The organism is Rhodococcus sp. UFZ-B548 (genome assembly GCF_903819475.1).
Taxonomy (GTDB): domain Bacteria; phylum Actinomycetota; class Actinomycetes; order Mycobacteriales; family Mycobacteriaceae; genus Rhodococcus_F; species Rhodococcus_F erythropolis.
The window spans coordinates 346,221-362,596 of record NZ_CAIJDS010000001.1 but is presented as its reverse complement, the minus strand read 5'-3'; the positions used below and the strand labels follow the sequence as shown (position 1 = coordinate 362,596).

Sequence of the window (16,376 nt, the reverse complement as noted above, 5' to 3'; positions counted from 1 at the left end):
CTACTCCTGCGGAATGCGGATGATGCACCGGAAGCCGACGTGGCAGGTCGAGGACTCCTCGGATTCGCCCTGCCGCGCGGCGGGGCGATATCGCAAGCAGTAGTTCGGTGCACACAGATGTGAGCCGCCTTTGATCACCCGTCGTGCGTAGGGTTCGCCGGCCAAGGCCTCGGTGGCGAACTCCGCGCGGGGATTGCGAGGAATGCAGCACGACGAGACCGGCGCGACGTTCTTGGAACTGTGGGCGTGGTCGGACGTGTAGTGATCGGCCGTCCATTCCCACACGTTCCCGGCCATGTCGAGCAGTCCGTAGCCGTTGGGCCGGAACTTTCCGACCGGAGCGGTGCGCTCGTACCCGTCCTCGAGCAGGTTCTCCCAGGGGAACTGGCCCTGCCATACGTTGCCACCGGGCCGCCCGCCCGGAGAGTCGTGATCGCCCCACACGTAGGCCTGGCGATCGAGTCCGCCGCGGGCGGCAAACTCCCACTCGGCCTCGGTCGGGAGTTCCTTGCCGGCCCACGCGGCGTAGGCCTGGGCGTCGAAGTACGACACGTGGGTGACGGGGTGCCGTTCACGTCCCCCGATGTTGCTGTCGGCGCCCTCGGGATGGCGCCAATCGGCGCCGGGGGTGAACGACCACCACTGGGTGTAGTCGTCGAGTGAGACCGGGCCGGGTGGTGAAGTGAAGACCAACGATCCCGGGACGAGGAGGGCTGGATCGGCGTCGGGATAGTCGGCGGCATCCGGGGCGATTTCAGCAGTGGTGACGTGGCCGGTTGCCTTCACGAAGCGTCGGAACTCGGCGACTGTCACCGCCGTCGTGTCCATCCAGAATCCGTCGACGGTGACCTGGTGAACTGGGCGTTCTTCCGGATAGAAGTCTTCGGAGCCCATCCAGTACGTCCCACCCGGGATCAAAGACATGTTCTTCGGGGGAGTTGCCGTGGAGTGGGGCGTCGTCATGAATTCAAGAATGGCACGTTGGTCACGCCGATGCGGGGAGAGTCCCACCGAGTGCCCTCAACAATTACACGAAGGACATTTACCCGGAGCGCCGAAAGGCCCCGTGCCGCAGCCCTCCGTAGATCAGTCCTAGATGTGCACCGACCTGGCGAGCCCAATACTGGCCAGAATTCCGTGACAGCGGCTTGAGGAAGACGGGATTCGCGACAGACAGAACCAGAAGCGGTCCAAGGCTGTCCCTGATCCGTATCCGGGGGCAACCCGCGGCGCGATACATCGAGCACACGCGTGCGGAGCCGGCGCCGAGTTTGAATGCTTGACGGAATGCGCTCTTGACGCCGGACCGAAGTCGATACGACACGAGGGGCTTCTGGACGTAGCCGAGGCTCAGGCCCGCCTGTTGCATCCTCCAGGAGAATTCGAGGTCCTCACTGGCGGAGAGTGATTCGTCCATCCCACCGACGGACAAGTAGGCAGACTTGCTGCACCCCATGCTGGCGCCGCTGACGTAGGGTAGAAACATCGACTGGCCTTGGCTGGACGCGGATGCGATCCCAGCTGCTTCTCGGGTCTTTTCATCGTTGAGCGAGTCCGTCTCGACAGCGGTACCCACGAGATCGTATCGAGCAGCTATTTCGGTCAGACCCGTCAGCCAATCGCGATGGACCGTGTCGTCAGCGTCACAGAAGGCGATGAAATCGCCACGCGCGTTGTCGACGCCCACATTTCTTGCATGCGATGCGCCCTGCACACTCGCCGCGGATACCCATTTGAGATCGAGATGATCTGTCAATGGATGTGATGCCACAAATTCCTCGAGGTGGTCCGTCGAACCGTTGTCGCTGACGATGACCTCGAACGGGTTCGGATAATCTTGCGCAGCCAATGCTTGCAACTGCGCATCGAGAGTGTCGATTGCGTTGTAGGTCGGGATAACTACTGAAACGAGTTGGGGCGACACTTTCCGAAACCTAGTGGACTGTCCGAATTCTTGCAATCGGAGCGCGCCGTAAGGCCGAAAACCGGTGTGGTGCCCTCGGCAGGATTCGAACCTGCGACCCTTCCTTTAGGAGAGGAATGCTCTATCCCCTGAGCTACGAGGGCGGGGAGCGTACCGACAAGTGCTGAAAACCCTGTGCTGCCGGGGTTTTCGCTTCCCGATACTGCTGTTGCATCCGCTCGACCTGTCGGCACGAAGCCTCGGGCGTCACAGCTGCGCTAGTCAGTGTAGCGGCCCGCCGACGAGGTCGCGAAGTCGACGGTATCGCCGGGTGCAAGCAGGAGCCGAACCGATCGCACTGATCGCAATGGTGGTCACTGCGGTGCAGGCACGGCATGGTGCGGGAATGACCCGCAGAATCCGCTTCAACGCCTTTGCCATGAACTGCGTCGCCCACCAATCGCCAGGTCTGTGGCGCCACCCGGAGGACCAGTCGTCCAGGTACACGGATCTGAGGTACTGGACGGAATTGGCGAAACTCCTCGAGCGTGGACGATTCGACGGGCTGTTCCTGGCCGACGTGTTGGGAACGTACGACGTGTACGGCGGCAATCACGACGCAGCGCTGCGGCAGGGCGCGCAGGTACCGGTCTCGGACCCGCTACTGCTGGCCTCGGCGATGGCGGCCGTGACCGAGCACTTGGGCTTCGGTATCACCGCAGGTACAGCTTTCGAGCATCCGTACCCGTTCGCTCGGCGCTTGAGCACCCTCGACCACCTGACGAACGGGCGAATCGGGTGGAACGTGGTCACCGGATACCTCCCGTCGGCCGCACGGAACATGGGCGAGGACGACCAACTCCAGCACGACGATCGCTACGACCACGCGGACGAGTACCTCGAAGTTCTCTACAAGTTGTGGGAAACGTCGTGGGAAGACGACGCGGTGGTGCGTGACAGAACCACCGGGGTCTACACGGACCCCTCCAAGGTTCATCCGATCGAGCACGAAGGCAAGCACTTCACGGTTCCGGGCATCCACATCTCCGAACCTTCTCCGCAGCGGACGCCGGTCATCTTCCAGGCCGGCGCGTCGCCACGCGGGGTTCGGTTCGCCGCCGAGAATGCCGAGGCGATCTTTGTGGGTGCACCGACAAAGGCGATTCTCAAAGACACCGTTGCCCGAATCCGAAACGAACTGACGAAGGTCGGGCGCGATCCGTACTCGGCCCGCATCTTCACACTGTTGACGATCATCACCGACCGAACCCCCGAGTTGGCCCAGGCGAAGCTCGAGGACTACCGCAGCTACGCGAGTAGTGAAGGCGCACTCGTTTTCACCTCGGGGTGGATGGGAATTGATCTCTCCGGATACCGAGCGGACGAGCCGATCGGGAACGTCGAGAGCAACGCCATTCAATCCGCGGTCGCATCGTTTCGTCAGGCGGACGAGAAGGGCGGCGAGTGGACGGTGGGAGACATCGCGGAGTGGGCGGGTATCGGCGGGCTGGGCCCGATCGTCGTCGGTTCCGGCGAGGAGGTCGCCGACGAGTTGCAGGAGTGGGTCGCCGAGACCGACGTCGACGGTTTCAATCTCGCGTACGCGGTGACTCCTGGAACCTTCGAAGACATTGTGGAGCATGTGATTCCGGAGCTGACGAGGAGGGGCGCCTACCAGAGCGACTACGAAGCGGGGACGCTGCGCAACAAATTGTTCGGGCGAGGGGACAGGCTGCCGCTCGAACACCGAGGCCGGAGCTTCGACCGGATCCGCACTGCCGGCTGAGTGGGGATCTCAGGACCAGCCGGACCCCGGCACGTGCACCGAGGTGGTGAGGTCGATCGCCTCGATGTCCGAAGACCTCAGTTCCTCACCACACGCACTACAACCCAGCCTTGCTTCGAACCGCTTTCCACACGCCTTGTGATGGAGAACGATGTCCGGACCGTCCGCGGATCTGAACCAGCGCTGACCCCACGAGATCATGCACATCACGACGGGGAAGTAGGCGGTTCCCTTGTCGGTGAGTCGATACTCCGACCACTGTGGGCGATCCGGAAGCGGCCGCGTTTCCATCACACCGATCTCGGTGAGGTGCTTCAACCGATCGGCGACGATTGCCGGCGGCGCACCGGTGATCTCGGCGAACTCTCCGTAACGACGGGCACCTCGGAAAGCTGCCCCGATGATCGCTGCCGACCAGCGATTGCCGACGAGTTCCATCGTGTGAGCCAGGATTTCCGGTCGGCGTTCGGACTTGGTGGAGCGGCGCCTCGACGTTGCTTCGGGCACACTGCGTGAGAAGTCCCCACTCGGCCCCATTTGGGAGTCCAGGGATCGCACGTCCACGTCCTCGCCGCACTCCTTGCAACGCAGGATCGGAGTGAAATCGTTTCCGCAGGTGCTGTGCCGCAGCGGCGGTAGTGGCGCGATTTCATTCGGTGCCCACTGCTTCTCCCACGACCACATGGTGATGAGGACCGGCCAGATCGACTGGCCTTTGCGAGTGACCGAGTATTCGTGCCTCGGCGGGTTCTGCTGGTACTCCCGGCGCTCGAGCATTCCGCCGGCCGTCAGGACTGCCAACCGTGAGGACAGCACCGAGTTGGAGATTCCCCCGAGAGCCAGCCAGTCGTTGTATCGACGCGACCCCAAAAGGGCGAACCGCAGAATCCAGAGGTTCCACTCGTCTCCCAGTAGCCCGAGCGTGACCGCCAGTGCGTTGGGTCCGCCCGCAGGCAACTCGGTGACGCCCACCGACGGCGTGGGTGTCGGAGATCCGGCCGACGCCGAAGATCCGGTTGCATTCACTCGTACCACCCCGAAATCATAGGCCGCGAACCCTGCGGCACCGCGAGACCGTACCGAGTGGTCTGCAGAAAGAGTCGGGAATCACTCGATACGGGCAATGAGTAACGCTTCCTGGGTGATTTGGCAGATCTGGAGTCCGGACTGATCGAAGACCGCGGCATTCACGACTGCTCTGCCGGCATGAGCAGTGGGTGTCGAATGCTCGAAGAGGAGCCACTCGTCCGCTCGCACGGGACGCTGAAACCACATCGTGTGATCGAGGGACACGCCCGTCCAATCCGTATCGAGCGAGTGCTCCTGCCCGATGTCGTAGCCGTGCGGAGTCAGCGCGGTTGCCATCAGCATCAAATCGCTGGCATAGGCGAGAGCAGCGACGTGAATCAGCGGATCGTCGCTCAGTCGCTGAGCCGAACGCATCCAGATGTTGCGCGGAGGCGCCGCCGAATGCGTCGTGGGGGACTGCGAATCGAGGGGGGACACACGAATCTCGATGGCGGAGAACTCCTCCCACACCTCGCCCAGCCCACCGTCTGCCTCGGCCAACTCCTGCAACGTCACGCACTCAGCGGGCGGGAGCGCGGCGGGTACGGCTCGACTGTGAGTGATGCCCTCGTCGATCGAGGAGGCTGATACCGTCGAACGGCAGACGAGTCGTCCGTCCTGGTGGACGTCGACGCCTCTGGTGGACAGGCGTTTTCCGTCCCGAAGGCGATCTACCGAGAACTCGGTCGCGCGATTCGTCGACCCGGGGCGAAGGAAGTGTGTGTGGACGGAACTGATCGCTTTGCCGTCGGTAACCGTGTGCCCGGCAGCGAGAATCGACTGGGCGACCAGTTGGCCGCCGAACAACTGAGGTAGCCGAACACCGTCGTTCGACCCTTGCCACCGGTCCGGGCCGGTCGATTCCAGATCGAAGACGTCAGCGAGACCACTCGTGGGGGCGCTCACGACGCGTGGTTTCGTGCCGGACGGGGTGGACGGGGAAAGAAGCCACTGGTCCGGGCGACGTAGTGGTCGTAGGCCTGCCCCTTGCTCTTGCGCATGCCGCGTTCGAGAAGGGCCTTACCGCTGTAGCTCACCAGCAGTTTGATCATGACGATCGGCGAGACGATCGTGATCAGCGCCAATGGATCACCAAGTGCGAGGATGAACAGTCCGACCCAGACACATGCGTCACCGAAGTAGTTGGGATGCCGGGTCCAGGCCCAGAGTCCACGATCCATCACCATTCCTGAATTGGCCGGATCTGCCTTGAAGCGGGAAAGTTGGTAGTCACCAACCGATTCGAAGACGAAGCCGACGGTCCAGACTGCGATGCCGATCGCGCCGAGGACTCCGAGGGCGCGAAACTCGTACATCGCGAACTGGACCGACAGCGACACCACGAGAATGAGAACGCCCTGGAGGCCGTAGATTTTGCGAATCAGGAACGGAACCAGCGGTCCCTGTTGATGTTTGAGCAGGGCAGTGTAGCGCTTGTCCTGCCCGTGCCCACGGTTTCGGAAACCGATGTAGAGGCCGAGTCGCATTCCCCACACCACGGTCAGTGCCAGCACCACGAGGCGACGCAGATCGTTGCCGTCCGATCCGATGGACGTCAGGTACGAGACGACGGCGACGACGGCGAAGCCAGGCCCCCAACAGATGTCGATGATCGAGTGATTGTTCATCCGGATGGCTACGGCCATCACGACTGCGATGAAGACGAGTACGGCGAGTGCGCTCACACCGAAGTTCAGTGCAAGGTCGCCCAATGGGATGTCGGTCATGCGCGCGCTTTCTGATTGTGGTGGTCGAGCAGTTCGGAAGCGAAGTCCGCGAAGGCTTCCTGTGCGCTCGGATAGGTGTGAGGAGTGCCGAGCCGGCTGGTCACGAGCAGTGCGTCGAGCGCTTTGGCATCGAGTTCTGTGGTGGTGGGCAAGAATTCGGTCGAGCCCTCGACGGCGTCGGCCGAACGCACTCCGTTACCTGCGGTGACGATCACCTGCCCGTTGGTCGTGGACTCGGGATCGACGAGAGCAGTGACCACCGGGGCTACCAGGTCGGCCCCCATGATGTCGATGAATCGTGGGTCCATTCCGGACTCGGTCATCTGCGTAGTGGCATAGGGCAGTACGACATTGGTGAACACATTGCGACTCGCGCCTTCGCCGGCCGCGGTGCGGCCCAATGCGATGACGGCACCCTTACTGGCGGCGTAGGCGGATACGGTGGGTTCGCCGTGCAGTCCTGCGGTCGAGGCAATCATCACGATGCGCCCGAATCCGGCCTCGCGCATCACTCGGGAGGCTTCGGCGGCAACCAGCGCGGTCCCGACGACGTTTGTCGTGATGACGGTGCTGAGGTTCTCGGCGGTGGTGCGATGGAGCATCTGTGGACCGCTGACCGCGGCACTGGTGATGCAGAAGTCGAGTCGTCCGAACCGAGTGAGAGCGTCGTCCACCAACTTTCGACCGACCTCGGGGTCGGTGACGTCGTCGTGGTTGGCGACGGCGTGGCCACCGGCTTCGAGGATTTCGTCGACGACCTGATCTGCAGGGCCCCGGCCGCTCGCGTCGACGGTGCGATTTCGATTGTTGACGATCACCGTGACCCCTCGGCTCGCGAGATGCAGTGCGACGGAACGGCCGAGGCCCTTACCCCCTCCCGTGACGACGGCAATGCGGCCCGAGAGTGAACTGGCGGTCACGAGGCGATCCGTTCGACGAGCACCGCGACTCCGACACCGGCGGCGCCGCTGACCGCGGCCACACCGTAGCGTCCGTCGCTCCGTACCAGTTCGTCGACGCACGCGCCGACGAGAATTGCTCCGGTGGCGCCGAATGCATGGCCCATCGCCATCGTGCCTCCGTTGGGGTTCATGCGGTCCGGCCCGGCGTCAAGATCGCGGCGGAACCGTAGGCAGAGCGCGGAGAAGGCCTCTGCGAACTCGAACACGTCGATGTCCTGTGGACGAAGCCCGGCTCGAGCGATGACTGCCTCCACGGCGCTCTGACCCGCAGTGAGCATGAGAACTGGATTCACCGAAGTCGAGGCGGATCCGATGATCCGTGCGCGAGGGGTCAGGCCGGCTCTGGCCGCGGCTTTCTCGGATCCGAGGAGTAGTAGTGCTGCGCCGTCGGCCATGGCGGGAGAGGATCCGACGGTGTGCAGGTGTTCGATCTTGCCGACCTCAGGGTAGGCGGCGAGCGCGAGTGCATCCTGACCGGCGGCGCCGAGCCCTTCGAAGGCAGGAGGCAGCGCGGCGAGTCCCTCTGCCGTCGTCTCTGCCCTGACCAGTTCGTCGTGCGCGATTCCGGCCTCACCATTTCTGCCGGGAACGGGCACAACGGACCGCTCGAATGCGCCGTTGCGCCAGGCCTCGGCAGCCTTGTGCTGGGTTTCGACGCCGTACGCATCCAACTCGTCGCGGGAGTACCCCTCGATCGTGGCATTCAAGTCGGCGGCAACACCCATATGGATGGAGCCGATCTGCGCGATGGTTGCCGGGTCGATCCACAGCGGTCCGCGATCACTGAACATCGGAGTGCGGGAGACGCTTTCGACGCCACCGGCCACGACGAGGGAGACGTCGTCGCTGCGAATGCGGGCTGCGCTCTGGCCGACTGCGTCGACGCCGGATGCGCAGAAACGATTGAGGGTCGCGCCGGGAACGGAATCGCCCCAACCGGCAAGGAGTGCGGCAGTTCTCGCGATGTTCGCGCCCTGCTCGTCCACCTGCGATGCGCAACCGAGAACGACGTCGTCGATCTGCTCTGCGGCGAGGTTCGTTCGACCCTGCAAAGCCTTGGCCAGGTGGACGACAAGATCGACTGGGCTGTGTTCGTGGAGGGCACCTCGCGTCGATGCTCGGCCGCGCGGTGTGCGCACGTAGTCGAGGACAAAAGCATCAGTCATTTTCAACCCTTCAATTAGTAGAGTTACTCTGCTAGTTGTAGTACGGTTGCGATGAAATTACAACCGCCGATGCACGGGTATCTCGGTGACGTCACCGATGCCGGATCGGCAAGGGGAGAGGTCATGACTGTTTCGAACATTTGGATTCTCGGCGGGTACCAATCCGACTTCGCACGGAACTTCACCCGTGAGGAACTCGATTTCGCGAACCTTGCCGAAGAGGTGGTGAACCACACCCTGGCCGCGGCGAAGGTTCCTGCCACCGACATCGAGGTGATCCACGTCGGTAACGCCTTCGGTCAATTGTTTGCCGGCCAAGGTCAGCTGGGTGCGATGCCCGCCACCGTGCATCCAGATCTATGGGGCGTGCCCTCGTCCCGGCACGAGGCGGCGTGCGCATCGGGCAGTATCGCCGTACTCGCCGCGATGGCAGACCTGCGCGCCGGCAACTACGACGCGGCTCTGGTGATGGGTATCGAACTGGAGAAGACGGTTCCGGGTGATGACGCGGCCGGACATCTGGGCGCTGCAGCCTGGGTCGGACACGAAGGTCGGGAAGCAAAATTCATGTGGCCGTACATGTTCGATCGTGTGTCGAAGGAGTACGGACGGCGCTACGGGATCGACGAATCTCACCTTCGCGCGATCTCGCAGATCAATTTCGCGAACGCGAAGAACAACCCCAATGCGCAGACACGCGGTTGGGCGGTACCCGATCTACTCGGGAATGCAGGCGGCGACGACGCCACCAATCCTGTTGTGGAAGGCGGTGTTCGACGATTCGATTGCAGCCAGGTGACCGACGGTGGCGCCGGGGTTGTGCTGGTGACGGACAAGTACCTCCGTGAGCATCCTGATGCCGCGGCGACTCCGCTTGCCCAGATCGCGGGCTGGGGTCACCGGACTGTTGGTTTAGGTCTCGAGCAGAAGCTGGCACGCGACGCCGATAATCCCTACGTGATGCCACACGTTCGGGATGCGGTGATGGGTGCCTTCTCCCGGGCCGGAGTCGACCTGGCCGGGATAGACGGGATCGAAACACACGATTGTTTCACGGCGAGTGAGTATCTCGCGATCGACCACATCGGTCTGACCGCGCCCGGCGAGTCGTGGAAAGCCATCGAGAGTGGTGACATCGCCATGGGCGGCAAGCTACCGATCAACCCCAGCGGCGGTCTGATCGGCGGTGGTCATCCGGTGGGTGCCAGTGGTGTTCGAATGCTTCTCGACGCGGCCCATCAGGTGACGGGAACGGCCGGCGGTTTCCAAGTCGAGGGTGCGAGCCGCTTTGCGACGCTCAACTTCGGTGGAAGTACGGCCACCACCGTCAGTTTTGTCGTCGACGCAGTTTCCTGAAAGTGCAGCCCAGCCTTTCCCCATCAGTCGAAAAGAGAATTCCATGGACGTCGAAATCGTAGGCAAGTTGTTGTCCACCCTTCCCGCCGATGACGATCACCCGTATCGCACCGGCCCGTGGCAACCCCAGACCACCGAGTTCAAAGCGGACAACCTCGAAGTCGTATTCGGTGAGGTTCCGAAAGACCTCGACGGTGTCTACCTGCGCAACACCGAGAATCCGCTCCATCCCTCGATGAAGGCTTATCATCCCTTCGACGGCGACGGAATGATTCACATCGTGGGCTTTCGTGACGGAGAGTCATTCTACCGCAATCGATTCGTACGGACTGACGGGTTGGCGGCCGAGCAGGATGCCGGCGGCGCCTTGTGGGCCGGACTCGCCGAGTCTCCCAAACTCAGTCGCCCCGAGGGCGGCAAGGGTGCGCGCACCCGGATGAAGGACGCGTCCAGCACCGACGTCGTCGTTCACCGGGGGACTGCTCTCACCAGCTTCTACCAGTGCGGAGATCTGTATCGTCTCGATCCGATGTCGGCGGAGACACTTGGAAAGGAAAGCTGGAACGGCAAGTTCCCCTTCGAATGGGGTGTGTCCGCGCATCCGAAGGTGGACGACAAGACCGGAGAAATGCTGTTCTTCAACTACAGCAAGGAAGCGCCGTACATGCACTACGGCGTCGTGGACTCGGCCAACGAGTTGGTCCACTACGTCGACGTCCCGCTTCCCGGTCCGCGGTTGCCACACGACATGGCCTTCACGGAGAACTACGCGATCCTCAACGACTGCCCCTTGTTCTGGGATCCGGTTCTACTGCAGAAGGGCGCGCACGTCGCGAATTTCCATCCCGATATCCCGCTCCGTCTCGGAGTCATCCCACGCCGCGGAAACACCGCTGACATCAAGTGGTTCGAGGCCGATCCGACCTACGTCCTGCACTTCGTGAACGCCTACGAAGAGGGGGACGAGATTGTTCTGGACGGTTTCTACCAGGGTGATCCGGAGCCGTCGGACAACGGTATGGGCAATCAGTGGGAGCGCGCCTTCCGTTTCCTCGCTCTCGATCGCATGCAGACCCGGCTTCACCGCTGGCGTTTGAACCTGGTCACCGGAGCCACGCGTGAAGAGCAACTCAGTGACTCGATCACCGAATTCGGCATGATGAACGGCAATTTCGCGGGTGAGAAGTACCGATACGCCTATGCGGCTTCTGGTAAGCCGTCGTGGTTCCTGTTCGACGGCTTGGTCAAACACGACCTGCTGACGGGGAACGAGGAACGATTCTCCTTCGGTGACGGCGTGTATGGAAGCGAGACCTCGATGGCACCACGCGTGGGTGGTACCGCCGAAGACGACGGCTATCTCATCACGTTGACCACCGACATGAACGAGGACGCGTCCTTCTGCCTGATCTTCGACGCTGCCCGCGTCGGAGACGGACCATTGTGCAAACTTCGCCTTCCCGAACGGATTTCGAGTGGCACCCACTCGACGTGGGCGCCGGGTGCCGAGCTCCGACGCTGGCAGAGTGCCGACACCGCCGCCGAAGCGGTCGGACTGTGACGGGCACGCACGACGCGGGCACCTGGGAGATCCTGCGGCAGGTGGTGATCGGTGCACGAGACCTGGACAAGACCGGTCAACAATTACGTGAAGCGTTTAGTCTGGCATCAGGATTCGCGGATCCACTGCTCGAAGACATCGGTTTGGCCGACGAGACCTTGGCCGTCGGGCCGCAGGCATTTCTCGAGATCGTCGCACCGGTCGACGAGACGGTCTCGCTGGCGAGATGGATCCGCAAGGGCGGAGGGGAGGGCGGCTATGCACTCTCGATCCAGGTTTCGAACATCGAGCCCTATCTGGAACGTGCAGCTGCGGCCGGTGTTCGGACGGTGGCAGATCTCGAGGCCTACGGTCACCGGATCGTCCAACTTCATCCCGGTGATCTCGGACTTCTCGTAGAACTCGACGAGATTCCCGACGCCGACGAGTGGTTCTGGGACCAGACGGAGAAGGAGGTTTCCCTCGATCCACGGGTCGACGACATTCTCGGCGTCGACGTGTCCTCTCCCGATCCGGCCAAGACGGCGGCGCTGTGGGCCGAAGTGTTCGGCAAGAAACTGGATTCGGCGCAATCACTCTCGATTGCGCTGGGGTCGCGCGCCGTGTCGTTCGTTCCGGGCGAGCGGTCGATGCTCAGTGCGGTCGATCTGGCGGCGTCGATCGGAGCGAACACCGTCGAGCCCGGCCTGATCGTCGGCGGCGTCGAATTCCGGATTCACCCAGGCTGAGCGAGCTTCACATCGAACGACAGAAATCGGGGCCGATCGCTCAAAGCGACCGGCCCCGAATTCTTGTCATGGACTCAAGCGAAGTCCTGTCGCAGACGAGTCTTGAGAAGCTTCCCACTCGCGTTGCGTGGCAGTTCCTCGATGAACTGAACTGCACTGGGGCACTTGAAGTGTGCCAGTCGCTCGCGTGACCACTCGATGATCTCCGCTTCGGTGACAGCCGAATCGCCGGAACGAACGACCACCGCAATGGGAGTCTCACCCCACCGATCGGAGTGAACGCCGACTACCGCGACCTCCCGAATGCCGGGGTGGCCGGAGAGAACGCTCTCCACCTCGGCGGGATAGACGTTCTCACCGCCGGAGACGATCATGTCCTTGAGGCGGTCGTGGAGGTAGAGATACCCGTCCTCGTCGAACGATCCGCCGTCTCCTGTTCGGAGCCAGTCGCCGTCCAACATGGTGGCCGCAGTGGCTGCCTCGTTGCGCCAGTAGCGCCTCATGACATGAGCGCCGCCGATGACCACCTCGCCGCGAGTACCGACCGGGACGTCTTCGAGCGTCACGGGATCGACGATGCGGATGGGTACGCCGAACATCGGTTGCCCGACGGACTTCAACCGATGCGCGGTCGACTCGTCGGTCGCCCGATGATCTTCGGGGGTCAGCATGGTGACGCCGCCAGTCGACTCGGTGAGTCCGTAGGCCTGCAGGAAACTGCATCCGAAAACCTTGGTGGCGTCCTGTAACAGGGGTAGCGGCATGGGCGCCGCTCCGTAGACCAGGAACTGCAGGGCACTCCAATCCGCCTCGCGTACAGCAGGAAGGGAGGTGAGGACGCTGATCACCGCGGGAACAGCGACCGCATGAGTCACCCGGTACTCCTGCATCAGCGCCACCAGCTCCAGCGGACCGGCGATGGTCTTGAGAAGTAGAGCGCCACCGCCGAGCGTCGTGACGAGAGCGAGACCCAGCCCCGCCACATGGAAGAACGGGACCGGGCACATGGCCACGGAATCGGTGTCGAGATCGAGCAGGTGATACATGGTCGCGAGGGCGCGGCCGAGGTTCGCGCCGGTGAGTTCGATTCCCTTGGGGTGGCCGGTGGTTCCCGACGAGTAGAAGATCAGCGCGGTATCGTCGGGAAGGCGTGACACTCCTGGGTCGTCGTCCCCTGCACCGGAGAGCCAGTCGTTCCACGAGACCGAGTTTGCGGAACCGTCCACCGTGACGACGGTCCGGACGCTACCGACCGCCGCGGCGACGTCGGAGAGGCCCTCATCGCCTGCTCCGAGTACGACGACGGTCGGCTCGCTGTTGCTCAGGATGTAGTCGACCTCGCCCGGTGCCAGCCGATTGTTGACGGCCGTCAGAATCGAGCCCATCTTCGAAGATCCGTACAGGACGGAGAGGAAAGACGGTGCATTGGCGCCGATGTACGCCACCCGGTCACCTGTTCGAACACCATCGCGTAGAAGTGCATTCGCGACACGATTTGCTTCGATGTCCAGCTCGCGGAAACTGGTACGGCCGTCATCGGAGATGACGGCGGTGCTCTCCGGACTGGCAATCGCCCGGCTGCGCAGCAAGTCTTCGAGATTCTGCACGGGGCGACCATCGGGTAGGAGTGCGTTCACAGAAGGTTCGCGGGTGGCGGGTTCACGGGTGGCAGTCGAACCTACGGCCGTCGGCTGAGTGGTCATGCTGAATGCTCCAATCTGAAGGGGGCAAAGACAGGGGGTTCGAAAATGCCTGTGGGAGCAGCGAGTACATGCTCGACGGCGCGCAGTGCCGGGCCCGCAGTGATGAACTGACCGGCAGTTGTCCGGCTGTTCGGATCTTGTGGTTCGACGAGATTGACGGTCATCACGATCTCGGGTTTGCCGTACAGGTGGACTTCCCACTGATCGCGCCCCGCGTATTCCTCACGATCGGGTTCCATGGTCCAGATGATGGCCAGAGTGAGGAACTGCTTTCCGTCGACCATTGCGTGCCAGCGCCATTCGGTGGTTCCGACGGTTCCGGCGGCGATGCGTCCGGCGGCCACGTCGAGATCCGTTCGCGCCGCAACGACCCTGTGATCGGATACGACCTCGTCGTAGGTGATCCCCAGACGTTCGCACATGAACGCGATGGTCTCCAGATACAGCGACGCGTACAGCGAGGGCAACGGCCCGGTTCCGTCCAGTTCCTCCGGGGGCGAGCCCATTCCCATGACGGTGAATGCGAAGTCGGGGTCAGGCATGCCGCGAGCGTCGAGCACCTCGTCGATCGTGATGCGGTCCAGTTCGATCGATGTTCCCGTCAGAGCCAACGCCAATCGCTCACCGATGACGCCCGGGCTCACTCCGACGCCGAAGAGCGTCGAATCGCCTTCCTTACATGCTTGGGCGAACATGTGCTCGCGCTCGGTGCCGTGTGCGCGGGGGAAGTGCTGCCCGGCCGTCGTGATCACGTTGATCCCGGCGCGCAGCAGACGGCACAAATCGTCGTCGTGGCGTTCGTACGGAATCTGCAAACGCGGACTGTGGATGAGAACCTGGGGGCGCGAGCGGATGATCTCGTCCACGTCGCGTGTGGCGATCACGCCCGTCGGCGCGCGTCTGGCTATGTCGCCGGCATCGCGCCCGACCTTGGCATCGCTGTAGACGTACAGGCCGACCAACTCGAGGTCGGGACGATCGATGATTCCGCGGAGCGCGGTCTTGCCGATGGCGCCGGTCGCCCACTGGGCAACACGAATCGGATCGCTCATGATCGAGTGGTCAGTTCGCCGGCGAAGAGGAGCTTGCCCAGTCCGCGTTCGTACCGAATCGGGTCTCGAGCCAGACGCGCACGGGCGTCGATTGCCATGAAATCGGTGTCGCACGTCCACTCGCCGCGTTGCATGGCGGCGAGTCCGGTCGCGGCGATGTCGAGGGGATTTTCCTTGTGGCCCTGCACGTGTGAAGCCATGCGGGTGTCGACACTGCCGACGATCAACGAGGTGACGGTGATGCCGTGCGGTTCGAGTTCGGCACGGGCGATGCCGCCGAGCGACAGAGCAGCCGCCTTGGCCGGTGAATAGCCGCCCATGAAGGCGGTTGGTGCGATTGCGGCGACTGACAAGACGTTGACTATCGATCCACCGCCGCGGGCGGCGAGGACCGGCGCGAAGGCTCGGATCATCGTCAGCGGTCCGAAGTAGTTGACCTCCATCTCGGCTCGAGCGGCCTCTCGGTCGTCGGCCTCGATCAGCCGATTCCCGGTGAACAGCCCGGCGTTGTTGACGACGACCGAGGTGTCACCGCACGCCGCGGCGGCAGTGTCGACGAGTCCTGGATCGGTGACGTCGAGTTCGACGATGTGCGCACCGGTGGCTCGGAGCTCGGCCGGCACCTCGTCGGGATTTCTCACCCCCGCATAGATTTTGGCTGCGCCCATCAACTTCGCCTGTTGGACGAAGGCCAACCCGAGGCCTCGATTGGCGCCGGTGACGAGGACGGTCGCACCCTCGACCGGAGTTCCGCGAAAGGTTGTCATGAGTTCTCCTGTGTCTGTCGGGTGTAGATGAGGTCGTCGGGGAATTTCTTGCTCTTCTTCAATGACGTTTCAGGCGCGAGCATCCCGAAGATCCAGCCTTCGGCTGTGGCCATGTCGTGGTTCCAGTCCCACCGCAGTGCGCGGTGGCGGATTCCCCACCTGCCGTCCTCGAAACCGAAGCGATCGATCAGGCGCGCCGCGGTGAGTGTGTCGGCTATGCCGTCCGCGGTCTTGATTCGTGCGAAGGCAAGCACGTAGGACTCGACGTGTGCTGTATCCCCGTCGAGTTCGACCAAGACGTTGGTCATTGCGTGGGTGGTCAGTGACCGTGGGTGGGTGATGGCCCCGGCGATGTGGTCGATGTAGTCGTCGGCGGTGCCGGTGAAGACACCCCCGTGGTCTTCGGTTGCGCCGGGCAGATAACACCGCCTGGCGTCCTCGACGTCGCCGCGGTCTGCGGCTCGGAGGAAACGAGCCAGAACCTCGTAGATTTCCTGCTTGGCGACGAGAGCGTCGACCGGGCTGTAGTCCCTGACGTCTGGGCCCCCGCCGCTGTCGACTGCGTGAATGTTGTTGGACCTCACGATGATGTCCCTT

The 16,376-nt window shown here is 63.0% G+C and carries 15 protein-coding genes and 1 tRNA gene; 4 read left to right on the top strand and 12 right to left on the bottom strand.

Annotated features, from left to right (window positions below):
• The 3 genes from H7C86_RS01745 to H7C86_RS01735 all read right to left on the bottom strand — a co-directional run bounded on the left by H7C86_RS01745 (position 1) and on the right by H7C86_RS01735 (position 2,067).
• On the bottom strand, positions 1-963 hold the full coding sequence (locus H7C86_RS01745; protein ID WP_182260994.1) for a formylglycine-generating enzyme family protein: 963 nt from the start codon (positions 961-963) through the stop codon (positions 1-3).
• A gap of 79 nt (positions 964-1,042) precedes the next feature.
• Entirely contained in the window at positions 1,043-1,924 is an 882-nt protein-coding gene (locus H7C86_RS01740) for a glycosyltransferase family 2 protein (RefSeq protein WP_182260993.1), read from the bottom strand.
• Between the two features lie 67 nt (positions 1,925-1,991).
• Positions 1,992-2,067 (bottom strand) — tRNA-Arg (locus H7C86_RS01735).
• A gap of 242 nt (positions 2,068-2,309) precedes the next feature.
• Here H7C86_RS01735 and H7C86_RS01730 point away from each other — a divergent pair.
• Positions 2,310-3,689 (top strand): LLM class flavin-dependent oxidoreductase, encoded by a 1,380-nt coding sequence (locus H7C86_RS01730; RefSeq protein ID WP_182261058.1) that lies wholly within the window; start codon positions 2,310-2,312, stop codon positions 3,687-3,689.
• A 9-nt stretch (positions 3,690-3,698) separates the two neighbouring features.
• Here the strand turns inward: H7C86_RS01730 and H7C86_RS01725 are convergent, their stop codons facing one another.
• From H7C86_RS01725 to H7C86_RS01705, 5 genes are all read right to left on the bottom strand, one after another.
• Entirely contained in the window at positions 3,699-4,715 is a 1,017-nt protein-coding gene (locus H7C86_RS01725; protein ID WP_081329017.1) for a helix-turn-helix domain-containing protein, read from the bottom strand.
• A gap of 81 nt (positions 4,716-4,796) precedes the next feature.
• Positions 4,797-5,663: an acyl-CoA thioesterase II gene (locus tag H7C86_RS01720; protein ID WP_020908689.1), complete on the bottom strand. Its 867-nt coding sequence runs from the start codon at positions 5,661-5,663 to the stop codon at positions 4,797-4,799.
• A complete protein-coding gene (locus H7C86_RS01715) occupies positions 5,660-6,484 on the bottom strand; it encodes a DUF1295 domain-containing protein (protein ID WP_182260992.1) in 825 nt (274 codons plus the stop codon). Before H7C86_RS01715 ends, H7C86_RS01720 begins: the two co-directional genes overlap by 4 nt.
• Complete coding sequence (locus H7C86_RS01710) at positions 6,481-7,404, bottom strand: SDR family NAD(P)-dependent oxidoreductase (RefSeq protein ID WP_182260991.1); 924 nt, start codon at positions 7,402-7,404, stop codon at positions 6,481-6,483. Before H7C86_RS01710 ends, H7C86_RS01715 begins: the two co-directional genes overlap by 4 nt.
• On the bottom strand, positions 7,401-8,612 hold the full coding sequence (locus tag H7C86_RS01705; protein ID WP_047890093.1) for an acetyl-CoA C-acyltransferase: 1,212 nt from the start codon (positions 8,610-8,612) through the stop codon (positions 7,401-7,403). Before H7C86_RS01705 ends, H7C86_RS01710 begins: the two co-directional genes overlap by 4 nt.
• A gap of 123 nt (positions 8,613-8,735) precedes the next feature.
• Here H7C86_RS01705 and H7C86_RS01700 point away from each other — a divergent pair, with 123 nt between their 5' ends.
• From H7C86_RS01700 to H7C86_RS01690, 3 genes are read left to right on the top strand one after another with little or no spacing between them, the layout of a single operon-like run.
• Positions 8,736-9,968 (top strand): acetyl-CoA acetyltransferase, encoded by a 1,233-nt coding sequence (locus H7C86_RS01700; RefSeq protein ID WP_182260990.1) that lies wholly within the window; start codon positions 8,736-8,738, stop codon positions 9,966-9,968.
• A 43-nt stretch (positions 9,969-10,011) separates the two neighbouring features.
• Positions 10,012-11,529 (top strand): carotenoid oxygenase family protein, encoded by a 1,518-nt coding sequence (locus H7C86_RS01695; RefSeq protein ID WP_182260989.1) that lies wholly within the window; start codon positions 10,012-10,014, stop codon positions 11,527-11,529.
• Positions 11,526-12,257, top strand: coding sequence for a VOC family protein (locus H7C86_RS01690; RefSeq protein WP_046379014.1), 732 nt, complete (start codon positions 11,526-11,528; stop codon positions 12,255-12,257). The genes H7C86_RS01695 and H7C86_RS01690 overlap by 4 nt, the downstream gene beginning before the upstream one ends.
• A 74-nt stretch (positions 12,258-12,331) precedes the next feature.
• On the opposite strand, the gene H7C86_RS01685 is transcribed toward H7C86_RS01690, so the two are convergent.
• From H7C86_RS01685 to H7C86_RS01670, 4 genes are read right to left on the bottom strand one after another with little or no spacing between them, the layout of a single operon-like run.
• Positions 12,332-13,960 (bottom strand): long-chain-fatty-acid--CoA ligase, encoded by a 1,629-nt coding sequence (locus tag H7C86_RS01685; RefSeq protein WP_020970392.1) that lies wholly within the window; start codon positions 13,958-13,960, stop codon positions 12,332-12,334.
• On the bottom strand, positions 13,957-15,012 hold the full coding sequence (locus H7C86_RS01680) for a dihydrodipicolinate reductase (RefSeq protein WP_097387043.1): 1,056 nt from the start codon (positions 15,010-15,012) through the stop codon (positions 13,957-13,959). Before H7C86_RS01680 ends, H7C86_RS01685 begins: the two co-directional genes overlap by 4 nt.
• Positions 15,009-15,779: an SDR family oxidoreductase gene (locus H7C86_RS01675; protein ID WP_080909148.1), complete on the bottom strand. Its 771-nt coding sequence runs from the start codon at positions 15,777-15,779 to the stop codon at positions 15,009-15,011. The genes H7C86_RS01680 and H7C86_RS01675 overlap by 4 nt, the downstream gene beginning before the upstream one ends.
• Positions 15,776-16,363, bottom strand: a complete 588-nt coding sequence (locus H7C86_RS01670) for a nuclear transport factor 2 family protein (RefSeq protein WP_182260988.1) — start codon at positions 16,361-16,363, stop codon at positions 15,776-15,778. The genes H7C86_RS01675 and H7C86_RS01670 overlap by 4 nt, the downstream gene beginning before the upstream one ends.
• Between the last annotated feature and the right edge of the window lie 13 nt (positions 16,364-16,376).

Excerpts from the sequence above, each read along its gene's own strand:
- H7C86_RS01745 (WP_182260994.1), bottom strand. The coding sequence starts at position 963 with ATGACGACGCCCCACTCCACGGCAACTCCCCCGAAGAACATGTCTTTG.
- H7C86_RS01730 (WP_182261058.1), top strand. The coding sequence starts at position 2,310 with ATGACCCGCAGAATCCGCTTCAACGCCTTTGCCATGAACTGCGTCGCC.
- H7C86_RS01715 (WP_182260992.1), bottom strand. The coding sequence starts at position 6,484 with ATGACCGACATCCCATTGGGCGACCTTGCACTGAACTTCGGTGTGAGC.
- H7C86_RS01705 (WP_047890093.1), bottom strand. The coding sequence starts at position 8,612 with ATGACTGATGCTTTTGTCCTCGACTACGTGCGCACACCGCGCGGCCGA.
- H7C86_RS01700 (WP_182260990.1), top strand. The coding sequence starts at position 8,736 with ATGACTGTTTCGAACATTTGGATTCTCGGCGGGTACCAATCCGACTTC.
- H7C86_RS01695 (WP_182260989.1), top strand. The coding sequence starts at position 10,012 with ATGGACGTCGAAATCGTAGGCAAGTTGTTGTCCACCCTTCCCGCCGAT.
- H7C86_RS01685 (WP_020970392.1), bottom strand. The coding sequence starts at position 13,960 with ATGACCACTCAGCCGACGGCCGTAGGTTCGACTGCCACCCGTGAACCC.
- H7C86_RS01680 (WP_097387043.1), bottom strand. The coding sequence starts at position 15,012 with ATGAGCGATCCGATTCGTGTTGCCCAGTGGGCGACCGGCGCCATCGGC.
- H7C86_RS01675 (WP_080909148.1), bottom strand. The coding sequence starts at position 15,779 with ATGACAACCTTTCGCGGAACTCCGGTCGAGGGTGCGACCGTCCTCGTC.